A 14,745-nucleotide genomic window follows, 5' to 3' on the forward strand; every position below is an offset into this window, starting at 1 on the left:
TCGCGCTAGAAGAAGGTAAAATCGGCCCTGACCAGGCAGAACAGGGCCGCGAACAGCCCCTGTTCCGACGCGTGTCGTGCGGGCGACGTACCGTGCGGCGTCGGAAGCAGGTACCGTTGTGGGCCTACGGACCGGTCTCTCTCCGGGGAGGCCGCTCCGCATCATGAACGCGTGTCAAGACTCGGGGCCGCTGAGCCCCGCCGTTAAGGGGGTCGAGCCATGGGGCGCGGCCGGGCCAAGGCCAAGCAGACGAAGGTCGCCCGCCAGCTGAAGTACAACAGCGGCGGCACGGATCTCTCACGTCTGGCCGACGAGCTGGGCGCATCGTCACCGCTTCCGGTCAATCCGGAGCCTGTCGAGGACGATGACGAGGATGACGACCCGTACGCACAGTACGCGGATCGCTACAACGACGACGAGGACGAGGACGACGAGTCCGAGTCAGCTCCTCAGCGCCGTCACGCTTGACACTTCCGTCACGTAGACGCACATTTCCGCACGTCACGTCGGCCCGGTCCGGGGCCCAACCCGGACCGGGTTTCGTCGTCGGCGCATGAGGACCGTCGGTCATGAGGATCGGCCGTTCGCGGGCCGTCAGGCGTAGTCACCGGTCAGTTCGACGGCGGCGGCGCCATTTTCGCGTGCCGTGATCTCGCCCGCGACCCAGGCCCCGACGCCCCGGTCGGCCAGGGTGGCGAGGGCCACGTCCACCGACTCCTGCGGCAGGACGGCGATCATGCCGACGCCCATGTTCAGGGTCTTCTCCAGCTCCAGGCGCTCCACCCCGCCCAGTTCGCCGACCAGTCCGAAGACCGGCGCGGGCTCCCAGGTGGAGCGGTCGACGGTGGCGTGCAGACCGTCCGGGATCACCCGGGCCAGGTTGTTGGCGAGCCCGCCGCCGGTGATGTGCGAGAAGGCGTGCACGGGGGTGGTGCGGGTCAGCGCCAGGCAGTCCAGCGAGTAGATCTTCGTCGGCTCCAGCAGCTCCTCGCCGAGGGTGCGGCCGAACTCGGGCACCTGCCGGTCGAGCGACCAGCCGGCCCGGTCGAACAACACGTGCCGGACCAGGCTGTAGCCGTTGGAGTGCAGGCCCGAGGACTCGATGGCGACCACCGCGTCACCGGAGCGGATCCGGTCCGCGCCCAGCACCTCGTCCGCCTCGACGACACCGGTGCCCGCGCCCGCCACGTCGAAGTCGTCGGCGGCCAGCAGCCCCGGGTGCTCGGCGGTCTCGCCGCCGACCAGCGCGCAGCCGGCCAGCACACAGCCCTCGGCGATGCCCTTGACGATGGCCGCGACCCGCTCCGGGTAGACCTTGCCGACGCAGATGTAGTCGGTCATGAACAGCGGTTCCGCGCCGCACACCACCAGGTCGTCCACGACCATGCCGACCAGGTCGTGGCCGATCGTGTCGTAGACGCCCATCCGGCGGGCGATGTCCACCTTGGTGCCGACGCCGTCGGTGGCCGAGGCGAGCAGCGGGCGCTCGTACCGCTTGAGGGCGGAGGCGTCGAAGAGTCCGGCGAAGCCGCCGAGGCCGCCGACCACCTCGGGGCGGGTGGCCTTGCGGACCCACTCCTTCATCAGGTGGACGGCGCGGTCGCCGGCCTCGATGTCGACGCCGGCGGCGGCGTAACTGGCACCGGTTGACTCAGACATGGCTGGGGAACCTTCGTGTCGTTCGTACGTCGTTGCTTCGGGTACGAGATTGCGTCGGTACGGGTCTGCTTCGGGTACGAGTCTGTTTCGGGTACGAGGGGACCGCGCGGCTACGGGCGGCGCAGGGCGTCCGCGGCGTCGGCGCCGCCGGCCAGCTCGGTCTCCAGCAGCTGCTTGCCGAGCAGCTCCGGGTCGGGCAGCTCCATCGGGTACTCGCCGTCGAAGCAGGCCCGGCACAGGTCGGGCTTGGCGATGGTGGTCGCCTCGACCATGGCGTCGATGGAGATGTAGGCGAGCGAGTCGGCGCCCAGCGAGGTGCCGATCTCGTCGACGGTCATGCCGTTGGCGATCAGCTCGGCGCGGGTGGCGAAGTCGATACCGAAGAAGCACGGCCACTTCACCGGCGGCGAGGAGATCCGTACGTGCACCTCGGCGGCGCCCGCCTCGCGCAGCATCCGGACCAGGGCGCGCTGGGTGTTGCCGCGGACGATCGAGTCGTCCACCACCACCAGGCGCTTGCCGCGGATGACTTCCTTGAGCGGGTTGAGCTTGAGCCGGATGCCGAGCTGGCGGATGGTCTGCGACGGCTGGATGAAGGTCCGGCCGACATAGCTGTTCTTGACCAGGCCAGAGCCGTACGGGATGCCGCTGGCCTCGGCGTAGCCGACCGCGGCCGGGGTGCCGGACTCCGGGGTCGGTATCACCAGATCGGCCTCGACCGGGGCCTCCTTGGCGAGGCGGCGGCCCATCTCGACCCGGGAGAGGTAGACATTGCGGCCGGCGATGTCGGTGTCCGGGCGGGCGAGGTAGACGTACTCGAAGACGCAGCCCTTGGGCTGGGCCTCGGCGAAGCGGGAGCTGCGCAGGCCGTTCTCGTCGATCGCGATCAGCTCGCCGGGCTCGATCTCCCGGACGAAGCTGGCGCCGCAGATGTCGAGGGCGGCGGTCTCGGAGGCGACCACCCAGCCGCGCTCCAGCCGGCCGAGGACCAGCGGGCGGATGCCCTGGAGGTCGCGGGCGGCGTAGAGGGTGTGCTCGTCCATGAAGACGAGGCTGAAGGCGCCCTTGACCTGGGGCAGCACGGTGGCGGCGGCCTGTTCGACGGACAGCGGGGTGCCGTCCTCGCTCGTCTGGCCGGCGAGCAGCGCGGTGATCAGGTCGGTGTCGTTGGTGGCGGCGACCTTGGTGGCCCGGCCCGGGCCCTGCGGGAGGGCGGCGACCAGTTCGGCCAGCTCGGCCGTATTGACCAGATTGCCGTTGTGCCCGAGGGCGATGGAGCCCTGGGCGGTGGCGCGGAAGGTGGGCTGGGCGTTCTCCCACACCGAGGCGCCGGTGGTCGAGTAGCGGGCGTGACCGACCGCGATGTGGCCGGTCAGGGAACCGAGCGAGGTCTCGTCGAAGACCTGGGAGACCAGGCCCATGTCCTTGAAGACCAGGATCTGCGAGCCGTTGCTCACTGCGATGCCCGCGGACTCCTGTCCGCGGTGCTGCAGGGCGTACAGCCCGAAATAGGTGAGTTTGGCGACCTCTTCACCGGGGGCCCAGACACCGAAGACGCCGCAGGCGTCCTGGGGGCCCTTCTCGCCGGGAAGGAGGTCGTGGCTGAGTCGTCCATCACCACGAGGCACGAATACGAGTCTAGGGCAGGATTGCCCATCGTCCGAACGAGGGACCCTTGCATCTCCAGGTTCTATGCGCGTAGTGCCTTGCGGCGCAAGGGCATGTGACATGTGCCCCGCCCTTTCGGCAGCCCGTGGACGGCTACCGCATGACCGGGAGGTACGGCGCCAGGTCGGCCCGTTCGCCACTCGCCGTGACCGCGGAGGCCTCGATCTGCTCGGCCCAGGTCGTCCGGCCGGTCGCCAGCCGGATCCAGGTGAGCGGGTCGGTCTCCACCACGTTCGGCGGGGTGCCGCGGGTGTGCCGGGGGCCCGGCACGCACTGCACCGCCGCGTACGGCGGGATCCGCACCTCCACCGAATTGCCCGGCGTCCTCGCCGCGAGCGCGTCCGCGAGCAGGCGCACCACCGCGGCAACGGCCTGCCGGTCGAGCGGCACGTCCACGCCCGTGGCCCGTGCCAGGTCGTCGCTGTGCACCACCAGCTCCACCAGCCGCGTCACGGTGAAGTCCAGCGCCCGCATGCCGCCGAAGACCTGCGGCACCACCAGGTCCGTCCGCAGCGCCCGCTCCCGGCACCCGGCCAGCTCCCCGGCCGCGGCCCGTACCGCCTCGGCCGGGTCGCCCATCGCCGCGGCCGCCTCCCGCGTCGTGACGTCCAGCCGGTCCGCGATGCCGGCCGTCGACACCGCCCAGGTGTCCAGACCGGTCACCTTCGCCCGCCCCGCGGGCACGGCCTCGGCCACGTACCGGGGCAGCACGACGATCTGCCGCACCACATGCGCCACCAGCGTCCGCACGTCCCACCCGGGCAGCCCGCTCTCCCCCGCCAGCTCCCTCTCGCCGAGGCCGCCCACCACGGCCCCCACCTGCCCCACCTGCGCGACAAGCGCCCGCCACGTCCGGTCGGGATCGTACGTACGGGGCCGTCGACGGCTCTCTGCGGGCATGCGGCGAGCGTATACGGGGGCACCGACACCGCGGCCGCGCCCGCGTGCACCGCGGGCGCGGCCGTACGGGTCGGAGCGTCAGCCCTGGCGGGGGCGCTCGAAGGTGAGGAGGAGGCCCTCGACGGCGCCCGGGCCTATCCGGCCCTTCACGTCGGCGGCCGTGATGGACTTCAGCGCCCAGCCGTCGGCGGCCTGCTTGTTGAGCGTCTTCTCCAGCTTGTCGCCGTCGAGGGCGTCGCCGATGAGCGATTCGCGGAAAGAGACGACCTTGTACTCGTACATGCCCGAGCCCCTTGGTTGTTGCGGTGGTTCGTACGGTCGTACGTCTGGCGGGGACAGCCAACCACGGATGCCGGGGCGCGTCAGGCGTCGGGGGTGACGGGCGGCACGGCGCCCGGGGCACGTCCGGCGCCGCTTACCGCAAGTCGCCGTGGACCGGTGAACCGCCAAGCGCACGGCGGAGGTTCGGGAAGTCGTCCACGGGCCGCCACCCCGTGGTCATGTCCGGGGGGAGGGATGACGACGACCCGCTTCCCCTATGAGGAGTCTGCCGTGCGCATCCCCCGTACCGTCCTCGCTCTCGCCACCGCGGCCGTGCTGGGCGCGACCGCCGCCGGGCCGCTCGCCGCGCCCGCCACCGCCGCGCCCGTCAGGGCGGCGGCTCAGGCCGCCGTCCAGACGTCGGCGTCCTTCACCGCGGCGCGGGCCACCGCGAACGCCGACGGGAGTTACCTGATCAGCTGGGCGTCCAACACCTCGCAGGTGACCGTCACCGCCGCGACCGACGCGGCCGCCACGACCGGGGTGACGGTCGGCACCGGCGGCGGCACGGGCAGTGTGACGGTGCCCGCCGGGACGCTGCCGGGCGCCGCGCGCTGGTACTTCCGGCTGACCGCCGCCGACGGCTCGGCCCTCACCGTCGCCGAGCGCTCCCTCGGCCTGGCCGACGCGCACAACTTCCGTGACGCGGGCGGCTACCGGACGACGGACGGGCACTGGGTCCGTACCGGCGTGGTCTACCGTTCGGGCAAGCTCAGCGCGCTGACGGCCGCCGAGCAGCAGGTGCTCACCGACGAGGGCATCACGCTCGACGTGGACCTGCGCAACGCCGCCGAGCGGTCGGACGACCCGGACGCGATCCCGGCGGGCGTCACGTATCAGGTCGCGGACGTCGTCTCGCTCGCGCACGGGCTGAAATTCCACAAGGACGCGGCCGCAACGCTGGTCAAGGCGCTGGCGGCCGGGCTGTTCAGCGGGTCCTCGGACCTCGGGCAGTCCATCGGCTACCCCTTCATGGTCAATTTCGTGGGCGCCGACTACGCCTTCCACGACGCGCTGACCGCGGTCGAGCACAACCCCGGCGCGACCGTCTTCCACTGCACCGCGGGCAAGGACCGCACCGGCTGGACCAACGCCGTGCTCCTCACCCTCCTCGGTGTCCCGCGCGCCACCGTCGAGGCCGACTTCCTGGCCAGCAACACCTACACCGGTGACCCGGAAGCGGTCGAACTCTCCTGGCTGGACGCGGCCTTCGACGAGGTGAACGCGATCTACGGGTCCTTCGACGGCTATCTGCACCAGGGCCTGAAGCTCACCGACGCCGATATCGCGGCGCTGAAGGCCAAGTTGCTGGTCTGAGCCCCAACTCCCTTACGGAGCAAGGCTCTCCCGCGGCTGCGCGGGCTCAGCCGGGCTCAGGCAGCCTCAGGCGGGCTGCCACAGCTCGATGCGGTTGCCCTCGGGGTCGGTCACCCAGCCGAACCGGCCGACCCCGTCCATGTCCTGGGTCCCGGGCGCCACGTCGGCGCCCGCGGCCCGGAGCTGGTCGAGCATCGCGTCCAGGTCGCGGACCCGGAAGTTGAGCATGGTCTGCTGGCGGGGCGAGCCGAAGTAGTCGGTGCCGGATTCGAAGGCCGCGAAGACGGTGGGGCCGGCCTGCTGCGCCCACAGGCCGTTCTCGTCGGCGTCCAGGCCGAGGACGTCGCGGTACCAGGCGGTCAGGGCCGCCGGGTCGGCGGCGCGCAGGAAGTAGCCGCCGATGCCGAGCACGCGTTCCATGTCAGTGCCTCCGCAGGTCCGACACGACGCGGAAGCGCTGGAGGACCAGCGGGGTCGCGTCGGTGACGGTGTAGCCGGGATCGTCGAGCGCGGTCCTGAACTCCTCGCCGTGCCAGAAGAGTTCGTGGCCCGCGCGCCACTCGGCGACGGTGGCGTACCCCTCGCCCTCGTCCACCGCGTGCGCGAGGTCGACCTCGCCGAGCGGTACGACGCGGACCCCGGTCGTCTCGATGACGGCGACGGGCCGGTCGGCGGAGTCGACGACCACCGAGCGCTCGCCGGGCTCCGGCAGCGCCTCGCCCTCGTGCTCGTAGTCGGCGACGACGCCGGTCGTGGAGGTCTTGGACCCGTCCAGGATCGCCGCCACCAGCTGGTCGCGCAGCGGCCCGGGAAAGGCGAACTCCGCCTTCGGGAGCGCCGCGAGCTCGGGTGGGAGGTGGCCGTCGTTCGTCATACGGCCACCGTATCGGCCCCCGGACGGGCGGTGCGGGCTACGCGGCCGGGCGGCCGTGGCGGACGCACTCGATGTAGCCGACCGCGATTTCCACTCCCGTCACAGTGACCTCTCCCCCGTCGTACCGGTCCGTCCCTACGACGGTAGGCCCCGGGGCCCGGTCCCGGGCGGCATCCCGCGGCTGCCGGTCACGTCCTTCGGCGGCGTGACGAGGGTCACATCGATGGGCGTCACAAGGCGCGGGCCTGACGCGTCCTGACCGCGAAACGTATCGACGGGGACGTAAAGGTGGAGGAGTCGTCATGCGGATTGTCGTGGCGGGTGCGACCGGGGTCGTGGGACGGCAGATCGTGCCGATGCTGAGCGCGGCGGGGCACGAGGTGGTGGCGTTGTCGCGGCGGCCGGGGCCCGGGACCGGAAGTATCAGGACGGTGGCCGTGGACGCGCTGGACCGCGAGGCCCTCGGGGACGCGGTGCGGGAGGCGAGGCCGGACGCGGTGGTGCATCTGCTGACCGCGATCCCGGGCGACATCAACCCGCGCCGGATGGAACGGGACTTCGCGCTGACGAACCGGCTGCGGACGGAGGCGACGCGGACCCTGGCGGAGGCGGCGCGGGACGCGGGCGGGGCGCGCCTAATCGCGCAGGGACTGGCGTACGCGTACGAACCGTCGTACGGGCAGGGCGCGTTGGCGGCCGAGAGCGATCCCTTCTGGGAGCACCCGCCGAAGGAGTGGGCGACCTCGCTGGCCGCGCTGGAGGAGTTGGAGCGGCTGACGGCGGCGGCCGACGGTCTGGTGCTGCGCTTCGGGCACCTCTACGGGCCCGGTACGGCGTACGCGGCGGACGGTGCGACGGCCCGGCAGATCCTGGCGGGGAAGATGCCGGTGGTCGGGGACGGCGGGGCCACCTTCTCCTTCGTGCACACCTTCGACGCGGCGTCCGCCGTACTGGCCGCGCTCGCCCGGCCCGAGGTGACGGGTGCGCTCAATGTCGTGGACGAGGACCCGGCAACGGTCGGCGACTGGCTGCCCGCGACGGCCGCGCTGCTGGGCGCGCCCGCGCCCAAGCACGTGCCGACCGCCCTGGCCCGGCTGGCCGCCGGCGCCTGGGGCGTCGCCTTCATGACCCGGCTGCGCGGCGCCACCAACGCCCGTGCCCGCAAAGTCCTCGGCTGGACCCCGGCGCACCCGTCCTGGCGCACCGGCCTGGTCACCGGCTAGGGCACATCCCGGCGGCCGGCGGCGCACCGGGCCGCCGGGGACCGCCGGCATCGAGGGACGGTCTCAGCACTCCTTCAGGCCGTACGGGTGGCGTCACCCCAACTGCCTCACCCCGCCAGCGCCCCCGCCCCCACCACCATCAGCGCGACGCCCGCCAGAACGAAGGGGAACAGGGCGATCAGGCCGCACGTCGTCGTGGCCCGGTCGGAGGCGCCGTCCAGGTGGAAGACGGACGGGTCGGCGGTCGCGTAATGGACGGGGATCCACAGGCCGAGCGCGTCGCGGTGGTGGTGCCGGGAGGTGGCGCTGCCGGGCGCCGGGACGCCGGTGACGGTGGGGGCGCCCGGCGGGGTGAAGGTGACCACGGGCGTGTACGAGACGTGCACATGGCCGTCGTCGTCGCGCCGTTCGTCCTCCAGGACCGCGACGATCTCACCGTCTGCGGTCCCGGACGACGCCAACAGCGCGCGCCTGCGCCGGTATTCGCGCAGGCTCGCCCGAAGTGCCGTGCCGAGGGCGGCCGTCCACAGTACGCCGAGGCCGAGCAGCCCGAGGCCGTAGCCCGCGACGAAGGAGAGCCGGACCAGCAGCGCGGCCAGGACGAAGAAGGCGGCGACCGCCGGGAGCCGCAGGCCCTGCCAGCGGCCCTGACCCGGCCGGGTCAGCATCCGGAAGCGGTACGGCTGCCCGGGCGGGAAGCGCACCTCGATCTCGCGGCCCGCCCAGGCCGCGTCCAGGGTGCCGCTGTGCGCGCCGGTCGTCGGCACCGTCAGCTCCTGGCCGGTCGCCGGATCGCGGAAGGCCAGCACCACCGGCACCCCGGCCGACCGCCGCGCGCCGGACGACGGCCGCTCCACCCGTACGATCCGGGCCGGTACGCGGACCGCCCGCGCCCCGCCGCCGCTCGCACCGGTCGCGTACCGCCGCAGACCGATCGCCGCCGCGCCGGCCCATCCCGCGCACCACAGCGCCAGCACCACATCGAGCATCCCGCGCACCCCCCCTGCCGTACCGCCCGGAAACCGCGTCCCACCTGCGAGGACGGCGATAATACGGGAACGGTTGCACGGGTGCCCCGGCCGCGTCACGGCGACCGGGGCACCCGAGGAGAACAGCGGGAGAAGCGGGGACGGCTCAGGCGAGCAGCGCCGGAATCGTCCCGTCGTACGCGGCGCGCAGTTCGCTCAGCGGGATGCCGAACTCGCCCTGCACCTCGACCGTTTCACCGTCCACGACGCCGATCCGCGCCGCCGGAAGGCCACGCGCCCCGCACATGTCGGTGAAGCGCAGCTCCTCCGAGCGCGGCACCGCGACGACCGCGCGGCCCGCGGACTCCGAGAACAGGAAGGTGAAGGCGTCCAGACCGTCCGGGACGACCAGCCGGGCGCCGTGGCCGCCGCGCAGGCAGGACTCGGTGACGGCCTGGACGAGACCGCCGTCGCTCAGGTCGTGGGCGGCGTCGATCATGCCGTCCCGCGACGCCGAGATCAGGATCTCGCCGAGCAGCCGCTCCCGGTCCAGGTCCACGGCCGGCGGCAGCCCGCCGAGGTGGTCGTGGACCACCTGCGACCAGGCGGACCCGCCGAACTCGGCGCGCGTGTCACCGAGCAGGTAGAGCAGGTGGCCCTCGTCCTTGAACGCCATGGGTGTGCGCCGGTCCACGTCGTCGATCACACCGAGCACCGCGACCACGGGGGTCGGGTGGATCGCCACGTCGCCGGTCTGGTTGTAGAGCGACACATTGCCGCCGGTCACCGGGGTGCCCAACTGCAGGCAGCCGTCGGCCAGTCCGCGGGTCGCCTCGGCGAACTGCCACATCACCGCGGGGTCCTCGGGCGAGCCGAAGTTCAGGCAGTCGCTGATCGCCAGCGGCTTGGCACCGGAGGCGGCGACGTTGCGGTACGCCTCGGCCAGCGCCAACTGCGCCCCGGTGTACGGGTCGAGCTTGGTGAAGCGGCCGTTGCCGTCGGTGGCGACGGCGACACCGAGATTGGTGTCCTCGTCGATCCGGATCATGCCGGAGTCCTCGGGCTGCGCCAGCACCGTATTGCCCTGCACGAAGCGGTCGTACTGGTCGGTGACCCACGCCTTGGACGCCTGGTTCGGCGAACCGACCAACTGCAGCACCTGCGCCCGCAGTTCGTCCGCGTTCGCCGGGCGGGCCAGTTTGTCGGCGCTGTCGGCCTGGAGCGCGTCCTGCCACTCCGGGCGGGCGTACGGGCGGTGGTAGGTCGGGCCGTCGTGCGCGACCGAGCGCGGCGGCACGTCCACGATCCGCTCGCCGTGCCAGAAGATCTCCAGCTGCGAGCCGTCGGTCACCTCACCGATGACGGTGGCGATGACGTCCCACTTCTCGCAGATCTCCATGAAGCGGTCGACCTTGCCGGGCTCGACGATCGCGCACATCCGCTCCTGCGACTCGCTCATGAGGATCTCCTCGGGCGAGAGCGTCGCGTCGCGCAGCGGCACCGTGTCCAGTTCGACCCGCATGCCGCCGGAACCGGCGCTGGCCAGCTCGCTGGTGGCGCAGGACAGGCCCGCGCCGCCGAGGTCCTGGATGCCCGCGACCAGCTGCTCGCGGAAGATCTCCAGGGTGCACTCGATGAGCAGCTTCTCCTGGAAGGGGTCGCCGACCTGGACGGCGGGGCGGCGGGACGGCCCTGTGGAGTCGAAGGTCTCGCTCGCCAGCACGGACACACCGCCGATGCCGTCGCCGCCGGTCCTGGCGCCGTACAGGATCACCTTGTTGCCGGGTCCTGACGCCTGCGCGAGGTGGATGTCCTCGTGCTTCATCACGCCCACGCACAGCGCGTTGACCAGCGGGTTGCCCTGGTAGCAGGGGTCGAAGACGACCTCGCCGCCGATGTTGGGCAGGCCCAGGCAGTTGCCGTAGCCGCCGACGCCCGCGACGATCCCGGGCAGCACGCGCCGGGTGTCGGGGTGGTCGGCCGCGCCGAAGCGCAGCGGGTCCATCACGGCGACCGGCCGCGCACCCATCGCGAGGATGTCGCGCACGATGCCGCCGACGCCGGTGGCCGCGCCCTGGTAGGGCTCGATGTACGACGGGTGGTTGTGCGACTCGATCTTGAAGGTGACCGCGTAGCCCTGGCCGACGTCCACGACGCCCGCGTTCTCGCCGATGCCGACGAGCAGCGCGTCGGTCCGCGGGGCCTTCTCGCCGAACTGCTTCAGGTGCACCTTGCTCGACTTGTACGAGCAGTGCTCCGACCACATCACCGAGTACATCGCCAGCTCGGCGCCGGTCGGGCGGCGGCCGAGGATCTCCCGGATGCGGGCGTACTCGTCCTCCTTGAGGCCGAGTTCCTTCCACGGCTGCCCGGCGTCGGGGGTCCGCTCGGCATACTCGACGGTGTCGAGGCGCTTGGCCGCGGCGGCGTCGTCGCCGGGGGCGGTGCCGGTGTCCTTACCGGTGTCGAGAGTCATGCGGCAACCAGCTTCTTGAGTACCGAGGTGAAGAATCCGAGGCCGTCGGTGCGGCCGGTGCCGATCAGCGGCTCGACCGCGTGCTCGGGGTGCGGCATGAGACCGACGACATTGCCCGCGGCATTGCTGATGCCGGCGATGTCGCGGAGCGAGCCGTTCGGATTTCCGTACCCGCCGGCGGTCGGTCCCGCACCGCCCGCCCGGCCGTCCGCGCCGGGACCGGCGTAACGGAAGACCACCCGGCCCTCGGCCTCCAGCTCGTCCAGCACCCGCTCGGCCGCGGTGTAGCGGCCGTCGATGTTCTTCAGCGGGATGGAAATCTCCTGGCCGTCGGTGAAGTCCGCGGTCCAGGCGGTGGCGCTGGTCTCGACCCGCAGCTTCTGGTCACGGCAGACGAAGTGGAGGTTGTCGTTGCGCAGCATCGCGCCCGGCAGCAGATGGGTCTCGGTGAGGACCTGGAAGCCATTGCAGATGCCGAGGACCGGCATTCCGGCCTTCGCCTGTTCGATGATCGTTTCCATCACCGGCGAGAAACGCGAGATCGCGCCGGCCCGCAGATAGTCGCCGTAGGAGAAGCCGCCCGGCAGAACCACCGCGTCGACCTGCTTGAGATCCTTGTCACGGTGCCACAGCGGTACGGCTTCGGCGCCCGCGACCCGGACCGCGCGCTGTGTGTCACGGTCGTCGAGTGTTCCCGGGAATGTGACGACGCCAACGCGCGCAGTCACGACTCCACCTTTACGGCGAAGTCCTCGATCACGGTGTTCGCGAGAAAGGTTTCCGCCATCTCGCGAATGCGGGCGAGGGCGGCGTCGTCGACCGGCCCCTCGACCTCTAGTTCAAAGCGCTTTCCCTGGCGGACGTCGGAGATCCCGTCGAAGCCCAGGCGCGGCAGTGCGCGCTGCACCGCCTGGCCCTGGGGGTCGAGGATCTCCGGCTTGAGCATGACGTCGACTACGACGCGTGCCACTGGCACTCCCGGTGGTGTGGTGCGTGAGGTTCTCTCAGCGTACCCGGTGCGAAAATCTACGCGAGTAGATATGAGCGGAACACCGTATACCGCTCCACTACTGTCACGGAAGCGCCCCGGATCACCGCCGGATCACTGATCACGTTTATGTATCGGCAGTCGAAATGCTTGGGGAAACCCGTCGGTGAATCATAGAGTCCCGATTACGAAGCGGCACCCGGGGGAATTAACAGGTGTCACGATGTATCGCACGCTGCCCATTTCGTGGCATCCCACAAATGAAAACTTGTCGACACCCGACTTGTCGGCCCATCCGTGACACCGCGGCCCCGCGGCGGATCGCGACCCGCTGCACCGGGTCGCGCCGATCGCCGGGACCCCGGCAGCCCGATGGCGTACGAAAGGACCGAATCCCTATGGCGCAACGCGTACTGGTCACCCTCGCCGACGATCTGGACGGCGGAGAAGCGGCGGAAACCATCGCATTCGGCGTCGACGGTCAGTGGTACGAGATCGATCTCTCGTCCCAGAACGCGGACAAACTGCGGAACGACCTGGCCCCTTACGTCGAGGCAGGGCGTCGCCGCACCCTTTCCGGGCGTGCGTACAAGCGCACGCCGATCGCCCCGACGCCGGCCACGGTGCGTGCCTGGGCCCAGTCCAACGGCTTCGAGGTACCGGCGCGCGGGCGCATCCCGAAGAAGGTCTACGAGGCGTTCAACAAGGCCGGCTGAGTTCCTTGTTGAGGTCCCCGCAGGGTCCCGGCCGGGATGCCGGCCGAGGTCGCGCGGGGTTCCGAACGGATGACGGCGCGGTGACGGGCGGGGGCGGTGGTGCCGACTGGACAGCCACCCCCACCCTTCCGCTAGTGTGTGGAGCACGCCGAGGGCAGGGCCGAAAGGCCAGGTCAGCGGAGGTCACGCGGGTGTAGCTCAGTAGCAGAGCGCCCCCCTTCCAGGGGGGAGGGGCAGTGTGCAATTCCTGTCGCCCGCTCTGGTCGCTCCGACCGGTCCGACGGATCGGGTAGAGTGGCCGCAGCACCTGCGGACGTGGCTCAGTTGGTAGAGCATCACCTTGCCAAGGTGAGGGTCGCGAGTTCGAATCTCGTCGTCCGCTCCAGCGTGATGAAGGCCCCGGTCATCGTGACCGGGGCCTTCGCCGTGTGTCCTGGTTCACCGTGTGTCCTGGCCGGTTTTTAACGGTTTCGGGTTGCCGTGCCCCATCGGGTACAGTGTCTGCACGACCTGCGGACGTGGCTCAGTTGGTAGAGCATCACCTTGCCAAGGTGAGGGTCGCGAGTTCGAATCTCGTCGTCCGCTCCAGCGTGAAGAGGGCCCCGGTCATCGTGACCGGGGCCCTCTTCGTATGTTCACGGCGTACGTCCACGGCTGTTCACGGCGTACGTCCACGGCTGTTCACGGCGTACGTCCACGGCCGGGTGTCACGCCCAGGGCGTGCCGGTCAGCCGCTCGTACGCCTCGATGTAGCGGGCCCTGGACTGCTCGACGATCGCGGCGGGGAGCGCCGGGGGCGGCTGCTCGCCACCGCGGTCCCAGCCGAGCGCCGGGTCGGTGAGGTGGTCCCGGATGAACTGCTTGTCGAAGGACGGCTGCGGGTGGCCCGGCTCCCACCGGTCGGCCGGCCAGAAGCGGGACGAGTCCGGGGTCAGCACCTCGTCGCCGATGACGAGCGTGCCGTCCGCGTCGTAGCCGAACTCGAACTTGGTGTCGGCCAGGATGATGCCGCGCTCGCGCGCGATGTCCCGGGCCCTGCTGTAGACGGCGAGCGTGGTCTGCCGCAGCTGCGTGGCGGTCTCCGCGCCGACCTGGCGGGCGACCTCCTCGTACGACACGTTCTCGTCGTGCTCGCCGACCTCGGCCTTGGTGGCGGGGGTGAAGATCGGCGCGGGCAGTTCGGAGCCGTCGACCAGGCCCTCGGGGAGCGCCAGGCCGCACACCGTACGGTCCCGCTCGTACTCGGCCAGTCCCGAGCCGGTCAGATAGCCGCGCGCGACGCACTCGACCGGCACCATCTTCAGCGACCGGCACACCATGGTGCGGCCCGCCCAGTCGGCGGGGGCGCCCGCCGGGACCTCGGTGGAGATCACATGGTTGGGCACGATGTCGGCGAGCAGGTCGAACCACCACAGCGAGAGCTGGGTGAGGATGCGGCCCTTGTCGGGGATCTCGGTGGGCAGCACCCAGTCGTAGGCGGAGGTGCGGTCGCTGGCGACCATCACCAACTCGCCCTGCTCGTTCCGGTACAGGTCGCGCACCTTGCCGGTGTGCAGATGTACCAGTCCCGGCACCTGGACAGGCTCGGGCTTCTCGACGAATCCGGACACGGGTCGTCCTCCCCACTCAGCGGTT

15 protein-coding genes and 3 tRNA genes are annotated in these 14,745 nt (G+C 71.3%); 7 read left to right on the forward strand and 11 right to left on the reverse strand.

All coding sequences use genetic code 11. From position 1 onward, the window contains the following. The first annotated feature begins 219 nt into the window (after positions 1 to 219). Entirely contained in the window at positions 220 to 468 is a 249-nt protein-coding gene (locus tag BM076_RS25300; protein WP_093715996.1) for a DUF3073 domain-containing protein, read from the forward strand. 126 nt (positions 469 to 594) lie between these two features. Here the strand turns inward: BM076_RS25300 and purM are convergent, their stop codons facing one another. From purM to BM076_RS25320, 4 genes are all read right to left on the reverse strand, one after another. Beyond that, positions 595 to 1,659, reverse strand: a complete 1,065-nt coding sequence (gene purM / locus BM076_RS25305; protein WP_093715997.1) for a phosphoribosylformylglycinamidine cyclo-ligase — start codon at positions 1,657 to 1,659, stop codon at positions 595 to 597. 110 nt (positions 1,660 to 1,769) lie between these two features. Then, on the reverse strand, positions 1,770 to 3,287 hold the full coding sequence (purF, locus tag BM076_RS25310; RefSeq protein ID WP_093715998.1) for an amidophosphoribosyltransferase: 1,518 nt from the start codon (positions 3,285 to 3,287) through the stop codon (positions 1,770 to 1,772). A 133-nt stretch (positions 3,288 to 3,420) separates the two neighbouring features. Then, positions 3,421 to 4,227, reverse strand: coding sequence for a sterol carrier family protein (locus BM076_RS25315; protein ID WP_093715999.1), 807 nt, complete (start codon positions 4,225 to 4,227; stop codon positions 3,421 to 3,423). A gap of 78 nt (positions 4,228 to 4,305) precedes the next feature. Then, complete coding sequence (locus BM076_RS25320) at positions 4,306 to 4,509, reverse strand: DUF4177 domain-containing protein (protein ID WP_033177975.1); 204 nt, start codon at positions 4,507 to 4,509, stop codon at positions 4,306 to 4,308. A gap of 270 nt (positions 4,510 to 4,779) precedes the next feature. On the opposite strand from BM076_RS25320, the gene BM076_RS25325 reads away from it, so the two are divergent. Continuing rightward, a complete protein-coding gene (locus BM076_RS25325; RefSeq protein WP_245796334.1) occupies positions 4,780 to 5,865 on the forward strand; it encodes a tyrosine-protein phosphatase in 1,086 nt (361 codons plus the stop codon). A 66-nt stretch (positions 5,866 to 5,931) separates the two neighbouring features. Here the strand turns inward: BM076_RS25325 and BM076_RS25330 are convergent, their stop codons facing one another. Next, on the reverse strand, positions 5,932 to 6,285 hold the full coding sequence (locus BM076_RS25330; protein ID WP_093716001.1) for a VOC family protein: 354 nt from the start codon (positions 6,283 to 6,285) through the stop codon (positions 5,932 to 5,934). Between the two features lies 1 nt (position 6,286). Continuing rightward, positions 6,287 to 6,739 carry an ASCH domain-containing protein gene (locus BM076_RS25335; RefSeq protein ID WP_093716002.1) on the reverse strand — a complete coding sequence of 151 codons (453 nt, stop codon included), beginning with the start codon at positions 6,737 to 6,739 and terminating at the stop codon, positions 6,287 to 6,289. Between the two features lie 302 nt (positions 6,740 to 7,041). Here BM076_RS25335 and BM076_RS25340 point away from each other — a divergent pair, with 302 nt between their 5' ends. After that, positions 7,042 to 7,962, forward strand: coding sequence for an NAD-dependent epimerase/dehydratase family protein (locus tag BM076_RS25340; protein WP_093716003.1), 921 nt, complete (start codon positions 7,042 to 7,044; stop codon positions 7,960 to 7,962). A 107-nt stretch (positions 7,963 to 8,069) separates the two neighbouring features. Here BM076_RS25340 and BM076_RS25345 read toward each other — a convergent pair whose 3' ends face one another. From BM076_RS25345 to purS, 4 genes are all read right to left on the reverse strand, one after another. Beyond that, entirely contained in the window at positions 8,070 to 8,951 is an 882-nt protein-coding gene (locus BM076_RS25345; protein WP_093716004.1) for a DUF3592 domain-containing protein, read from the reverse strand. A gap of 145 nt (positions 8,952 to 9,096) precedes the next feature. Next, positions 9,097 to 11,406: a phosphoribosylformylglycinamidine synthase subunit PurL gene (gene purL / locus BM076_RS25350; RefSeq protein WP_093716005.1), complete on the reverse strand. Its 2,310-nt coding sequence runs from the start codon at positions 11,404 to 11,406 to the stop codon at positions 9,097 to 9,099. Further along, positions 11,403 to 12,134 carry a phosphoribosylformylglycinamidine synthase subunit PurQ gene (gene purQ, locus BM076_RS25355; protein ID WP_093716006.1) on the reverse strand — a complete coding sequence of 244 codons (732 nt, stop codon included), beginning with the start codon at positions 12,132 to 12,134 and terminating at the stop codon, positions 11,403 to 11,405. Before purQ ends, purL begins: the two co-directional genes overlap by 4 nt. Further along, complete coding sequence (gene purS / locus BM076_RS25360) at positions 12,131 to 12,376, reverse strand: phosphoribosylformylglycinamidine synthase subunit PurS (RefSeq protein WP_093716007.1); 246 nt, start codon at positions 12,374 to 12,376, stop codon at positions 12,131 to 12,133. Before purS ends, purQ begins: the two co-directional genes overlap by 4 nt. 416 nt (positions 12,377 to 12,792) lie before the next feature. Here purS and BM076_RS25365 point away from each other — a divergent pair, with 416 nt between their 5' ends. The 4 genes from BM076_RS25365 (at position 12,793) to BM076_RS25380 (ending at position 13,698) form a co-directional block, all read left to right on the forward strand. Next, the gene (locus BM076_RS25365) at positions 12,793 to 13,110 is read left to right on the forward strand and encodes a histone-like nucleoid-structuring protein Lsr2 (RefSeq protein WP_093716008.1); all 318 of its coding nucleotides are present in this window, start codon (positions 12,793 to 12,795) and stop codon (positions 13,108 to 13,110) included. Between the two features lie 187 nt (positions 13,111 to 13,297). Continuing rightward, positions 13,298 to 13,369: transfer RNA gene (locus BM076_RS25370), tRNA-Gly, on the forward strand. Between the two features lie 50 nt (positions 13,370 to 13,419). After that, positions 13,420 to 13,495 (forward strand) — tRNA-Gly (locus BM076_RS25375). Positions 13,496 to 13,622: 127 nt separating this feature from the next. After that, a tRNA-Gly gene (locus BM076_RS25380) sits at positions 13,623 to 13,698 on the forward strand. A 119-nt stretch (positions 13,699 to 13,817) separates the two neighbouring features. Here BM076_RS25380 and BM076_RS25385 read toward each other — a convergent pair. Further along, on the reverse strand, positions 13,818 to 14,720 hold the full coding sequence (locus BM076_RS25385; protein ID WP_093716009.1) for a phosphoribosylaminoimidazolesuccinocarboxamide synthase: 903 nt from the start codon (positions 14,718 to 14,720) through the stop codon (positions 13,818 to 13,820). Positions 14,721 to 14,745 lie beyond the last annotated feature (25 nt).

Source organism: Actinacidiphila alni, assembly GCF_900112845.1.
Lineage (GTDB): Bacteria > Actinomycetota > Actinomycetes > Streptomycetales > Streptomycetaceae > Actinacidiphila > Actinacidiphila alni.

Bases quoted from the DNA above. Each gene is read 5' to 3' on its own strand.
- BM076_RS25330 (WP_093716001.1), bottom strand. From the start codon at position 6,285: ATGGAACGCGTGCTCGGCATCGGCGGCTACTTCCTGCGCGCCGCCGAC.
- BM076_RS25365 (WP_093716008.1), top strand. From the start codon at position 12,793: ATGGCGCAACGCGTACTGGTCACCCTCGCCGACGATCTGGACGGCGGA.
- BM076_RS25335 (WP_093716002.1), bottom strand. From the start codon at position 6,739: ATGACGAACGACGGCCACCTCCCACCCGAGCTCGCGGCGCTCCCGAAG.
- purM (WP_093715997.1), bottom strand. From the start codon at position 1,659: ATGTCTGAGTCAACCGGTGCCAGTTACGCCGCCGCCGGCGTCGACATC.
- BM076_RS25340 (WP_093716003.1), top strand. From the start codon at position 7,042: ATGCGGATTGTCGTGGCGGGTGCGACCGGGGTCGTGGGACGGCAGATC.
- BM076_RS25345 (WP_093716004.1), bottom strand. From the start codon at position 8,951: ATGCTCGATGTGGTGCTGGCGCTGTGGTGCGCGGGATGGGCCGGCGCG.
- purL (WP_093716005.1), bottom strand. From the start codon at position 11,406: ATGACTCTCGACACCGGTAAGGACACCGGCACCGCCCCCGGCGACGAC.
- BM076_RS25320 (WP_033177975.1), bottom strand. From the start codon at position 4,509: ATGTACGAGTACAAGGTCGTCTCTTTCCGCGAATCGCTCATCGGCGAC.
- BM076_RS25300 (WP_093715996.1), top strand. From the start codon at position 220: ATGGGGCGCGGCCGGGCCAAGGCCAAGCAGACGAAGGTCGCCCGCCAG.
- BM076_RS25315 (WP_093715999.1), bottom strand. From the start codon at position 4,227: ATGCCCGCAGAGAGCCGTCGACGGCCCCGTACGTACGATCCCGACCGG.